This window comes from Bacillus pseudomycoides DSM 12442, from assembly GCF_000161455.1.
GTDB lineage: Bacteria > Bacillota > Bacilli > Bacillales > Bacillaceae_G > Bacillus_A > Bacillus_A pseudomycoides.
Genome location: NZ_CM000745.1, coordinates 2,435,627 through 2,447,904, shown reverse-complemented (window position 1 = coordinate 2,447,904; position 12,278 = coordinate 2,435,627). Strand labels below are relative to the sequence as shown.

At 33.9% G+C, this 12,278-nt stretch carries 14 protein-coding genes and 1 pseudogene; 12 read left to right on the top strand and 3 right to left on the bottom strand.

All coding sequences use genetic code 11. The annotated features are described in order from the left end of the window. Positions 1-77 precede the first annotated feature (77 nt). Entirely contained in the window at positions 78-905 is an 828-nt protein-coding gene (locus BPMYX0001_RS12225; protein ID WP_006095137.1) for a peptidoglycan-N-acetylglucosamine deacetylase, read from the bottom strand. A 264-nt stretch (positions 906-1,169) separates the two neighbouring features. Here BPMYX0001_RS12225 and BPMYX0001_RS12220 point away from each other — a divergent pair, with 264 nt between their 5' ends. Beyond that, positions 1,170-1,421 carry a hypothetical protein gene (locus BPMYX0001_RS12220; protein ID WP_033798936.1) on the top strand — a complete coding sequence of 84 codons (252 nt, stop codon included), beginning with the start codon at positions 1,170-1,172 and terminating at the stop codon, positions 1,419-1,421. Here BPMYX0001_RS12220 and BPMYX0001_RS12215 read toward each other — a convergent pair. After that, complete coding sequence (locus BPMYX0001_RS12215) at positions 1,380-2,081, bottom strand: GNAT family N-acetyltransferase (protein WP_006095136.1); 702 nt, start codon at positions 2,079-2,081, stop codon at positions 1,380-1,382. The genes BPMYX0001_RS12220 and BPMYX0001_RS12215 overlap by 42 nt on opposite strands. 205 nt (positions 2,082-2,286) lie before the next feature. Between BPMYX0001_RS12215 and BPMYX0001_RS12210 the strand changes: the two genes are divergently transcribed. The 9 genes and pseudogenes from BPMYX0001_RS12210 to BPMYX0001_RS12170 all read left to right on the top strand — a co-directional run bounded on the left by BPMYX0001_RS12210 (position 2,287) and on the right by BPMYX0001_RS12170 (position 9,589). Next, entirely contained in the window at positions 2,287-2,970 is a 684-nt protein-coding gene (locus BPMYX0001_RS12210; RefSeq protein WP_006095135.1) for a DNA alkylation repair protein, read from the top strand. A gap of 15 nt (positions 2,971-2,985) precedes the next feature. Beyond that, entirely contained in the window at positions 2,986-3,687 is a 702-nt protein-coding gene (locus BPMYX0001_RS12205) for a nucleotidyltransferase domain-containing protein (protein ID WP_006095134.1), read from the top strand. 15 nt (positions 3,688-3,702) lie between these two features. Then, positions 3,703-4,257 (top strand): GNAT family N-acetyltransferase, encoded by a 555-nt coding sequence (locus tag BPMYX0001_RS12200; protein ID WP_006095133.1) that lies wholly within the window; start codon positions 3,703-3,705, stop codon positions 4,255-4,257. Between the two features lie 62 nt (positions 4,258-4,319). Then, the gene (locus BPMYX0001_RS12195) at positions 4,320-4,820 is read left to right on the top strand and encodes a GNAT family N-acetyltransferase (RefSeq protein WP_033798935.1); all 501 of its coding nucleotides are present in this window, start codon (positions 4,320-4,322) and stop codon (positions 4,818-4,820) included. 24 nt (positions 4,821-4,844) lie between these two features. After that, the gene (locus BPMYX0001_RS12190; protein WP_006095131.1) at positions 4,845-5,789 is read left to right on the top strand and encodes an alpha/beta hydrolase; all 945 of its coding nucleotides are present in this window, start codon (positions 4,845-4,847) and stop codon (positions 5,787-5,789) included. Continuing rightward, positions 5,786-6,261 (top strand): annotated as a pseudogene (locus tag BPMYX0001_RS32325) (DinB family protein). Before BPMYX0001_RS12190 ends, BPMYX0001_RS32325 begins: the two are co-directional and overlap by 4 nt. Positions 6,262-6,354: 93 nt before the next feature. After that, positions 6,355-7,293 carry a DMT family transporter gene (locus tag BPMYX0001_RS12180; RefSeq protein WP_006095128.1) on the top strand — a complete coding sequence of 313 codons (939 nt, stop codon included), beginning with the start codon at positions 6,355-6,357 and terminating at the stop codon, positions 7,291-7,293. 232 nt (positions 7,294-7,525) lie between these two features. Further along, a complete protein-coding gene (locus BPMYX0001_RS12175) occupies positions 7,526-8,254 on the top strand; it encodes a histidine phosphatase family protein (protein WP_006095127.1) in 729 nt (242 codons plus the stop codon). Between the two features lie 120 nt (positions 8,255-8,374). Beyond that, on the top strand, positions 8,375-9,589 hold the full coding sequence (locus BPMYX0001_RS12170; RefSeq protein ID WP_033798934.1) for a GNAT family N-acetyltransferase: 1,215 nt from the start codon (positions 8,375-8,377) through the stop codon (positions 9,587-9,589). Positions 9,590-9,695: 106 nt separating this feature from the next. Here the strand turns inward: BPMYX0001_RS12170 and BPMYX0001_RS12165 are convergent, their stop codons facing one another. Continuing rightward, positions 9,696-10,424, bottom strand: coding sequence for a CPBP family intramembrane glutamic endopeptidase (locus tag BPMYX0001_RS12165; protein WP_006095125.1), 729 nt, complete (start codon positions 10,422-10,424; stop codon positions 9,696-9,698). 330 nt (positions 10,425-10,754) lie between these two features. Here BPMYX0001_RS12165 and BPMYX0001_RS12160 point away from each other — a divergent pair, with 330 nt between their 5' ends. Continuing rightward, positions 10,755-11,561, top strand: coding sequence for an AAC(3) family N-acetyltransferase (locus tag BPMYX0001_RS12160; RefSeq protein WP_006095124.1), 807 nt, complete (start codon positions 10,755-10,757; stop codon positions 11,559-11,561). A gap of 3 nt (positions 11,562-11,564) precedes the next feature. Continuing rightward, a complete protein-coding gene (locus BPMYX0001_RS12155; protein WP_006095123.1) occupies positions 11,565-12,278 on the top strand; it encodes a phosphopantothenoylcysteine decarboxylase domain-containing protein in 714 nt (237 codons plus the stop codon).

Here is a 12,278-nt window from a genome sequence, read left to right as displayed (position 1 = left end):
TTATTTTACTAAAACAAAATAAAAAATAAAAAAAGTACTTGTATTTTCCTATAAAGAAAATCAAGTCTTTTTTTTTATTACATACGTTTATCATGCCAGAAGTTTAATGGGAAATGTTCATCTTCTTGATAACTTTCCAGTTCATAACCTTTTTCTTTTAGACCTTTAATGATCCCAGGCACAGCTTTTACTGATTGTGGGTGAATATCATGCATTAACACGACCTCGATTGGATTTGTAGCACCAGCAAGAACATTTTGTACAATTTGCGCCGAGGCAGCATCTACTGGCATTTTATTATATCTCCAGTCTAAAGAGTCAATTGTCCAATCCCAAACCTTAAAACCACCTTCAGCAACTTTATTGCGGAGCGCTTCATTCAATCCTGGCATTGAGCCATATGGTGGACGTGTTAAGATAGGGGATTTTCCGATAATCGCAGCAATTAAACTTTGATCTTCTTTCATTTCATCCACATAATGTCCTTCAGTATATAGCTTTTTGTAGTTATGTGTCATACTGTGCATACCAACATAATGTCCTTCGGCTAATTCTTGTTTCACAAGATCTGGAAATGCTTTAACGTTTGCTCCAATTAGGAAAAATGTAGCTTTCGCATCTTCTTTTTTCAACATTTCTAATAGCTCAGCAGTGTACTTTCCAGGACCATCGTCAAATGTTAAGTAAGCAACTTTTCTAACTTGCCCGTTATATTGTTTTGGAGCTTCTTTCGGAGCTAGAGCAGTTTGAATTTCACTTACAAGTTGAACAGATTTTGTTTCATCTTCCGTACTTGCCCGAGCAATATGAGTTGGACCGTACATTGCTTCGTATAAAAATAATACCCCGACGCAAATTAACAATGCCCTTTTTACTAAGGTTGTCATTCGAATTCCATTGTGCATAGTTTTCCTTCTCTCTATAATAGTTCTACTCTACTATATTAGCAATTTTAGGTAGGTAAATGCAAAAAAAGATTTTTACAAGTACAAAAAAGTTTGTAAAAAAGTATGCAAGATTTTGTTGTTTTTACTGTGATAATTATTCTTGCTTAGCAGGTTTTTGAGAATGAAAAGAGAAATGGACAAAAAACAGTAATACGTTGGTTAAAAAATCTAAATTCTATAATTGTACATATGCGTTTTTAAAATGAAAAAGGTGTGATAAAAGTGAAAAAAATAGCTTGTTTACATGCCTATCATTCAAATGTTGAATATATAGAAAGAGCATTTGAAGTATTGGAGGTAGAATTAATTCATTTTGTGGATCCCATCTTGTCGAGGAGGATAGAAAATGATAAGGGGTTTGGAAGGGCTCAAGCTCATAACAAGTTGAAAAATCAGCTGAAATGGATAGCAGAAAGTAATATAGATGCAGTTTTAAGAGAAGTGAATGTCAGTTCCATAGTTAATCAGTTTTAATAATTTTGCTACTGCTTGTGAAGCAAAATTATCCCAAGAAGTGCTATAAAGAGGAATACGACCTTCCTCTTGTACGGCTTTCGCCCAAGCTGCTACAACATTATAGCCATATCCTTTCCCTTGGAAGGACACTAATGTTTCTACACTTGCTTCAGCGGCTATAGTTGTACTTCTCGCACTACAGCATATAGAAGCAATCATTTCGTTTTCAAGAATTACAAAACAAGGTTGTCGCCATTTTAACTGATGTAATAAATTTGGAAAGCTGTATTGAAGAAGTTCTTTATTTGTCTCCGTAATCTTTATTGCTCGGATAGGATTATCTAGATTATTTGGAAATACAAAAGCAGGCCCTATCCAGATTTTATGTATCGGCTGTTCTCCGCTTAGTATGTGCATAATTTTTGCTAAATCTATGTGATTAGGATGATTGGTAAATAATTCTTCAATCTCATTTATTAGAACGTTGGGTAGATCAAAGCGATATCGTCTAATCGTACCATCTTTTGTATGACCAAGAAAAAAACGAGGTGCAACTGTGCTTTCAGGTTCGTTAATACTTGTTATTTTTCCAAATTGATTATGAGAAAATAAAACTTCAGTCTGAATAGACATTAATTCAAAATTCGAAAGCAATGTATCATTCACCCCCTTATTCATTGCAAATGTGTAATATTATATAACATAAAAATCAAAATTCCTTCTTTAGTTAGGTAAGATATTTCATTGCATCTTTTTTTTTAGGTTTATTTAATTTCACATACCGTATTTAAAAATGAAAACTAGGAAAATAATAAATAATGTCGAATATATCGTAAGTGCGTATTTAAGGCAAGGAGAACTAACATAAAAACGAGGTGCCCAAATGATATTAGAAGAAGTCATGCATCAGCTTGAGGAATGTGGAACAGAACAAAATCGTAAAACATATAGGAACCATGGGGCAAAAGAGCCACTATTTGGTGTTAGTTTTGCAAACTTAAAACAATTAAAGAAGAAAATCAAAAAAGATCATGAATTAGCCATGTCATTATGGGAAACAAAAAATATGGATGCAATGACATTAGCTACAATGATTGTTGATCCAAAAAAATTCACGTCAGGGCAGTTGGATGAATGGGTACAAGAGGTTGATTATTATTGTTTGATGGATGTACTTATGTCAGCTGTAAGTTCGTCTCCAATTGCAATAGAGAAATTGAAAAAGTGGACAGCATCTCAAGATGAATGGATTGGTAGAGCGGGTTGGTCTTTACTCGCTCATGTTGCTATAAAGGATAAATCGTTAGAAGATGAATTTTTCCTACCATTTTTAAAAGAAATTAAGGCTCATATACATACTGAAAAAAATCGAAAAAAAGAAGCAATGAATAGTGCACTTATTGCGATTGGAATTCGAAATGATGAGCTTGAGCAAAAAGCAATCACAATTGCACGTGAAATTGGAAAGGTTGATGTTGAGCATGGTGCCACTTCATGTAAAACACCTGATGCAGAGGCATATATTAAAAAAGCACGGGATAGAGAAAGAAATAAAAAAAGAAAATGAAAGAAGGAGAACAGCATGAAAGCAATTGACGCTGCACAAAAAATTATTGAATCACAATTTCCACATTGTGACGTCGCTTTATTAGGAGGAAGTATTGCAAGGGGAGAAGCAACCAAAACATCTGACCTTGATATTGTAATATTTGATGAAAGTCTATCTAATTGTTATCGTGAATCTTTTTTTAGCAATGGTTGGCCAGTTGAAGTGTTTGTACATACTTTTGAAACATATAAAGAATATTTTAGGAGTGACTGCAAGCGTGGGAGACCTAGTTTACCACAATTAGTTTCGGAAGGGATTATTTTAAAAGGGGAGGAAGGAATTGTAACTAGCTTAAAACTGGAAGCACGGCAATTATTAGATAAAGGTCCTGAAAAGTGGACAGAAGAACTTATCAGACAGAAGCGTTACTTTATTACCGATGTGCTAGATGATTTTATTGGTGCGACAAAGAGGGAAGAAGAATTGTTTATTGCTAATCTTCTGGCAGACTTAGTTCATGAATATGTCCTTAGAGTAAATGAACAATGGGTTGGAAATTCTAAATGGTTTATTAGGGTGTTAAGAAAATATGATGAATTATTTGCAGAGCAATTTGTTGAAGCTTTTGATCATTTTTATAAAACTGGAGAGAAGAAGAAACTTATTGCTTTTGTAGAGAACACTTTAGAAAACTATGGAGGCAGGTTGTTTGAAGGTTTTTCTATAGGGAAATAAAAGGGAGATGGAAAAATGAATGTACCAATTGTTCAATTAAGAGAACTTTCACTAGAAGATATAGAAGATCGATATCAATGGTCATTAGATAAAGAAGTAACAAAACATTTAGTTATACCTAATCAATATCCACCGTTTACACGTGATGAAACAAAAAGATGGATTGAGATGTGTATGAGTCGAGAAAATGGGTATGAACAACGAGCTATTGTTACTAGAGATGGTGTGCATATCGGCTGGGTCGATTTAAAAAACTTTGATACAACGAATAAAAATGCTGAATTAGGAATTGCAATTGGTAACAAAGAATATTGGGGGCGAAGATATGGTATTGCGGCGCTATACAGCATGTTACAAATTGGATTTTATGAATTTGGTCTAGAGAAAGTGTGGCTACGTGTTGATGCGGATAACATAAATGCGATAAAAAGTTATGAAAAGGCTGGGTTTGTTTGTGAAGGAATCATGAGAAATGATAGATTACGAGAAGGTGCATTTATTAATCGGTATCGTTTTAGTATGTTGAAAGAAGAATATGAAATTATTAATAAAAAAGTTTTGAACATATAATATTATTATGTAAACAAAAGTGGATTAAGTTTAGAAATTTAATGATGAGAGGATGCATACAAATGATTCGAGTTTTATCAGACTCAGATGCAGTACAATATTGGAACTTACGCTTACAAGCACTACAAATGAATCCAGAATCATTCGTGACAACTTATGAAGAAGCGATGCAAAAAGAAAACCCTGTTGAGGAAGTTGTTCGAAATTTAAATTCAAAAACTAGTTACACATTCGGTGCTTTTAATAAAGAGAATCAACTAATGGGTGTAGTAACGTTACTAACGGAACAAAAAGCAGCATATAAGCATAAGGGGCATCTTGTTGCCATGTATGTAGATCATCAAAGTAGAGGGAAAGGCTTAGCAAAATGCTTAATTCGCGCGTTAATTGAAAAGGCAAGAGAACTAAAAATAGAGCAAATTAGTTTAGGGGTTGTTTCAGATAATGAAGCAGCAAAAAAATTGTATCAATCAATAGGTTTTACAACGTATGGGATAGAAAAAAGAGCACTAAAAATAAATGGCATATATCGCGATGACGAACATATGGTTTTATTTCTCTAAAAATATATCCAAAAGGAGTATCTGATGTTTAAAAACAAGAAGCGTATTGTTTTGTTTATTGCGTTAATTGTTTTTATTGCTAGTGTACTGTATCAAGCTATTTGTGTAAATAATTATACGGAAGTACCTGGTAAGATAATTGAAGTTAACAATCATGATATGCACATTTTTGCAACAGGAAAACGTGAGGATAAACCAGTGATAGTCATGACAGCAGGAAGTGGAACGACTACACCGTATGCAGATTTTTATCCACTGTATAATAAGTTAGAAAAAGAAAATAGAGTAGTTGTGTATGAGCGACCTGGCTACGGATACAGTGAAAAAACAGAGAGAAGTAGGGATATTGATACAGTTGTAAGCGAATTGCATGCATTATTAATAGAGTCTGATGAGAAACCTCCCTTTATATTAGTAGGACATTCAATGGGAGCATTAGAAAGTATTCGTTATGCACAATTATATCCAAATGAAATTGAGGGATTAGTTTTTATCGATGGAATTAGTCCGGAATACGCACAGAATTTTGAAATGAATATAGGTATGAAAGTTAGTTGGCACACAATGAATACAGCTAAAAATATCGGCATCTTGCGTACGTTATCATTGTTTGGAATCATGGATAACGTATTTATAGATATCCCTAATTTACCAAAAGAATTACAAGAACTTAAAATTTCAATGGCTCTTAAAAATACAAATAATCGAAATATGAAAGAAGAATTAGAGTGGATGAGTAGAAATGGTAAAAAGGTAATAGAACAAGGGGATCTAGGAACTCTGCCAGTATTGCAATTTTCCGCAACAAATAATGGATATGAAAATTGGGAGAAAACGCAGAATGAACTGTTAAAAATATCTTCAAGAACGGAACAGATTATATTTCCAAATACAAAGCATTATATTCATCATGAAAAGGCACATGAGATCAATGAAGGGATTAAGAGTTGGATAGGAGAATTGCAGTGAAAGATTTATATGTAGAAAGGGATATGAACCCTTACGTTGCAGTGTTATATGCTACTGTAAGTGATACATTCAAAAGATTAAGAGAATTAGTAAAGGATGTAGGGAAAGAAGAACTACATTACAAAGGTTCTTCTAATGATGAAAATAACATTGGGTGTATCGCTTGAAAGGTGCGCAAGTTCCACTATCATTACAAGAAAAATATGGTCCTATGCTTGATGAAAAAGGAGAATTACCTAATACAACAAAAGGTTCTTTGCGAGAAATCATGCGAGATTATGAAGATGTTCAAAATATGTTTTATGATGAATGTATGAAGTTAACAGAAGCAGACTTAACACGAGAAGTATATTATGAAGATGGTGAAACTGCTACGATTAGGTGGGGAATCTGGCATATAGCTGATCATAATCGGTATCATCAAGCTCATATAAGTCGATTGCGGAAATTGTACCGATATGATTCTAGATAAATGTACAAAGATATCACTTGTAGTATGAAATTTATTTTAAATTAATTGTGTTCTGTTATATAGTAGAAGAAAAAATGTATAAGGGGTTTTAGGATGAAAGCAATTGCAGCGGGGGTATTGGCATCGTTTTTCTTTGCCTTTACATTTATTTTAAACCGTGCGATGGATTTACAAGGCGGAAGCTGGATTTGGAGTGCATCGTTACGATATTACTTTATGGTTCCACTACTTTTAATTATTGTCATGTATAGAGGGAATTTAAAGCAACTCTTTCAATATATGAAAAGTAATCCGAAAGAGTGGTTGTTATGGAGTATTGTTGGCTTCGGTCTTTTTTACGCACCACTTAGTTTCGCAGGTGCATTTGGACCAGGATGGCTCGTTGCCTCAACATGGCAAATTACAATTATAGCAGGGATTTTATTAACACCATTATTTGCAACAAATTCGCTACATAAAAAAATTCCAATGAAAGAATTGATGATGTCTGCTGTCATATTATTAGGTGTGCTTCTTATGCAAGTGGAACATGCTTCTTCTTTAGGGATTCGTGAAACAGTTTTATGTGTGGTGCCCGTAATTGTAGCAGCATTTGCTTACCCGCTTGGAAATCGAAAAATGATGCAAGTATGTAAAGGAGAGTTAGATGTTTTTCAACGAGTTCTTGGAATGACACTCGCAAGTTTACCATTTTGGTTTTTGTTATCAGGCTATGAGGTTTCTACAAATGGATTACCATCAAGTGACCAAGTTTTTCAATGCTTCATCGTAGCAATTAGTTCTGGTTTAATTGCGACTGTATTATTTTTCTTTGCAACAGATCTTGTAAAGGATGATCCGCAGAAATTGGCAACAGTAGAAGCAACGCAGTCAGGTGAAGTTTTATTTGCATTACTCGGAGAATTAATCTGGCTATCTGCTCCATTTCCATCATCATTATCATGGATTGGAATGAGTTTAGTTGTTGTAGGAATGATTCTGCATAGTTATGTTGCAGTTGTTATGAAAAAGGAAGAAAAGATAACAGCATAAAAAATGAAAGATAGAAAAGGAATGGATTCGTAATTATAAGGGTCTGTTCTTTTTTGTTTCGTTTAAAAAATATGAATTGATGGAAACTAAAATTATATATTTTATCCACGTATGAAACTATTTTGATAAAATTATAATATAGTTGTTAGTAAAGGAAGTAGATTTTTAAGTTTTGGTCGATAAGAAGCAGTGACTTTACAAGCAATGGATTACTCTAAAGGGAGAGACATGAATGATGAATATGGAAAAAGATATGAACTTAACAAATAATAACAAGGATAATACCGTTACCTTATATATTACTAGACATGGAAAAACAATGTTAAACACTAGTGAACGTGTACAAGGCTGGGCAGATTCTCCATTAGTAGAGAAGGGCATTGAAATAGCGAAGGGTTTAGGAAATGGACTACAAGATATACCTTTTGTTGATGCGTATAGTAGTGATAGTGGCCGTGCAATTGAAACTGCTAACTTAGTACTAAAGTATAGTGGACAATCAAAGTTAAAATTTGAACAACGGAAAGATTTACGTGAATTGAATTTTGGGATTTTTGAAGGCGATAAGATTGAAAATATGTGGAAGGCTATGCAAGATACTGCTGGTGTTAAAGCAGTATCTGAATTAATGAAGTTCTCTATTAAAGAAATTACGAATTTCATTGCAGAAGCAGACACTACGAAACAAGCTGAAAATTGGGAAGTATTTTCAACTCGTATAAAAAAAGAAATCGATAAAATTAGTGAAGACACCGCTAAAAATGGAGGAGGTAACGTTTTAGTCGTATCTCATGGACTGATGATCACTACATTAGTAGAAATGCTTGATAGTAGTAAAACAAAAATGGGAGTAGAAAATGCAAGTGTAACTAAAATTCTCTATAAAGATGGGGCATATAAAGTCGAATCTGTTGGCGATATGAGTTATGCTGAAAAAGGAAGAGAAATTGTGGAATTATAAAAATGCACGCATACAGTCTTGATAATACTGTATGCGTGTTTTCATTATCTTTTGTATATACTAACTAAATGATAAAAATAATATGATATTTTAGTTTGTGTTACAAAGGAGCATATGAAAATGAATGAGAAGTATTATAAAGGTTTGATTATGAGACCTATTAAGGAAAGTGAAGTGGATCAGTTTTCAAACTTAATGAAATATGTGTTTCAAGTTTCTAAAAAGATGATTAATGATGAAGAAAAGATGGTACAAAAGAAAAGCCATCAATTAAAGCCAGGGACTGCATTAGGCTGGTTTGATCATGATAAATTAATTTCTCAAATTGTTGTTTTGCCATTCCAAATAAATATCCATGGTGTGATTTATGAAATGGGAGGAGTTACTGGAGTTGGTACATATCCAGAATATGCAGGGCATGGATTAATGAACTCATTAATGAAAGAAAGCTTAAAAACGATGAGAGAAAATGGACAATATATTTCTTATTTGTTCCCTTACTCGATTCCTTATTATCGCAAAAAAGGCTGGGAAATTATTTCTGATATCATCGAATACCAAATTAAAGATACACAGCTTCCTAAGTATCGTGGAAACATTAGTGGCCGAGTAAGGCGAGTTGGATTAAAAAGTAAAGAAAAAGAAAAAGTTTATGATGAGTTTGCTAGAAAAACAAATGGAGCGATGGTTCGAAATACACTTGCATGGGAAGAACGATTTCGTGAGGAAACAATTGATTTGCAATTAGCAATTTATTATACAGATGAAGATATTCCACATGGCTATTTATTTTATCGTGTCCTTGAAGAGAAGTTTTATATAGAAGAAATGATTTACTTAAATGAAGAGGCGAGAAGAGGGTTATGGAATTTCATTAGTGCACACTTTTCAATGGTGTATTATGTTAAAGGAAAGACATGCGTTCATGAACCGGTTGCTTTCTTACTTGAAGATAGTGAAATAAAACAGACAATCGCCCCTTACTATATGGGAAGAATTGTCGATGTAGTTGGTTTTCTGAAACAATATCCATTTAAACATGTAAAAAATGAAAAGCTAATTTTACATATAGATGATCCAATGTTGGAGTGGAATAAAGGGACTTTTTCTTTAAAGTGGGATTATGACAAACAATTACATATAACATATGAGAAAGAACCAAATAATATGGAGGGAATGTCCTTAACGATTCAAACATTAACAACTATGTTATTAAGTTATAAAAGCCCTGCATTTTTGTATGATATCGGAAGAATAAAAGGAAGTCATGAAATGATAGAGGTGCTTGAGAATTTAATTCCGGATTCACCGCCATGCTTTTTTGATTATTTTTAAACGATTGAAAGCCTTCTTCTAAAGTGAATACAAAAGGGGGCTTTTATCATATGTAGGTAATTCATACATGTTCAATTATTGCACCTTTAATGGGGCAAGAAAAATGTTACATGTTTACAGCAGTCGTTTCATCATTCCCTAGCTTTTTACGATACCACAGTTCACAAGGGTACAATAAGAGGTGGAAAAGCATATGAACAATGATAGCGGCAATTAAACCATTCGACCAGAATTGCCAGCCACAAAAAATACCTACCCACAAATTTCCTAATACAGCATAAGAATATAGCCATCTTGATTTTTTCATTCCTTTTACACCTAGAAAGTGTGTGACTGCAAATAGAATACTAGATAGGATAATTCCAAGAACTACAATAATCTGAGTGACAGCATGAAAAAAACTCATCAACGTGATGAAAAGTGACATAAGACCCCACCGGAAGATGATTTCTTCAACAACTCCGCCATATAGGACTCTGGCTCCTAATCCTACACTATGGCGCTGATGTTCAATTTGTAGAAACGTTTCTTTATCAATAACTTTTCTAAAGAATCCATAATATATAATAACGTGTCCGAGGGAGCAAATTACTCCAATTAGAACTGCTTCACCAATGTTGCTCGGTAAAATAATATTTCCATCTTGGATCTTTGATAAGAAAAATGCACCCATTCCGGAAAAAAGTAAAACGAGTAGAGTATGGATAAAAAGACTTAGGTAGATAGAGGGTGTTTCTGGAGTATTTTCTAACTTTTTGTTTATTTTTTGTTCCGCTAAGCTCATTGTAACAATTCCTGGTATAGCAATGCTGAATACAAAGATCCAGTTGAACATATGGCTTCATCTCCCTTGAAAATAGACTAAGAAAGACCTTTTATGTATGTTGACGCTATGCAAGGTTGTGATAGTCTTTCATAATTCTTCTTTTTATAGACCGACCAGTCGGTTTTATTGTATAATATTTACCATAATAATACAAGTGTATATGGAGCAGTGCTATAGTTCAGTTGTCTAGGATACATAAGTCAGTATGAACAGAATTTTTTAGGAGGTCTCTTTGGCGTTTGGATTAAAAATTAAGAAAAATATGATAATATATTGATGAGATTTAAAATTCAATTTGATAGTTTATAAGCATAGAGAGAACCTTATGGGGGAGTAATTATGAAAATAAACGACATTGTGGCAGAAACGCAATTACCAAATACAATTGAAACTATATCGAATGATTTACAGGCATTAGGACTTAAAAAAGGAATGACAGTGATCGTCCATTCTTCTTTGAGCTCAATTGGCTGGGTATCTGGTGGGGCCGTCGCCGTAGTTGAAGCTTTAATGAATGTAATTACTGAAGAAGGTACGATTATCATGCCAACTCAAACGTCGGATTTGTCTGATCCGAAAAACTGGGTAAGGCCACCCGTTCCAGAAAACTGGTGGCAAATTATTCGAGACAATGTTCCAGCGTTTCATCCGGATGTAACTCCAACACGCGCGATGGGGAAAGTTGTAGAATGTTTTCGTACATATCCAAATGTAAAACGTAGTAATCATCCGTTAAATAGTTTTGCTGCATGGGGAAAACATGCGGAGGTTATTATAGCGGAGCATTCACTTTCAATTAGTTTTGGAGAGTACTCACCACTAAAGAAAATATATGATTTAGATGGATATGTATTGTTGATAGGTGTAGGCTACGATTCTAATACATCGATTCACTTATCTGAAATACGTACAGGAGCACGTGAATTAATAAAAGTTGGAGCACCCATTATAGAAAATAACGTAAGGGCGTGGAAAGAGTTCGATGAAATGGACTATGATTCTGACTTGTTTGTTGAGATTGGAAAAGAGTTTGAACATATAAACGCTGTAACAATTGGTAAAGTGGGAAATGCAACGTGTAGATTAATGAAACAACGAGAAATTGTTGACTTTGGTGTACAATGGTTTCGTTCGAAAAATAAGTAAGGGATGGTTATGATGAAGGGGAAAAAGATTTTAATTACGAGTGGTGGCTGTTTAGAAAAATGGGATCAAGTACGTGGTCATACGAATTTAGCAAAAGGTACAATCGGAAAAATTCTTGCTGAAGAAGCGATGTCAAAAGGAGCACATGTCATATACTTACATGGTTATTTTGCTGAAAAACCGAATGCTACAAATAGCGAATTAGAATTACATCCATTTGAAGGTATTATTGATTTACAAGATAAAATGAAAAGTATCATTACACATGAGAAAATCGATGCTGTGATTATGGCGGCAGCTGGATCGGATTGGATTGTTGATAAAATTTGTGATCAAGAAGGAAATGGACTTGATAAGAATGGGAAGATTTCGAGTGATATAGCACCAATCGTTCATTTTCAAAAGGCACCTAAAATATTAAAACAAATTAAACAATGGGATCCGGAAACGATTTTAGTTGGATTTAAACTTGAAAGCGATGTCACAGAAGCTGGATTAATCCAACGAGCAAGTGAAAGAATGGAACAGGCAAAAGCAAATCTGATGATAGCAAATTCTCCGCATTCCCTGTATTCACATGCAGCCATTCATCATGTGATTGGAGAAGATGGCAATGTTTGGGTTTGTGAAGGGAAAGATGAAACAGCGAAAGAGATTGTAAACAGGTTAGAAGATTTGTGTAATCGTGTAAACGAAATAAGTATTGGTCATATGTAA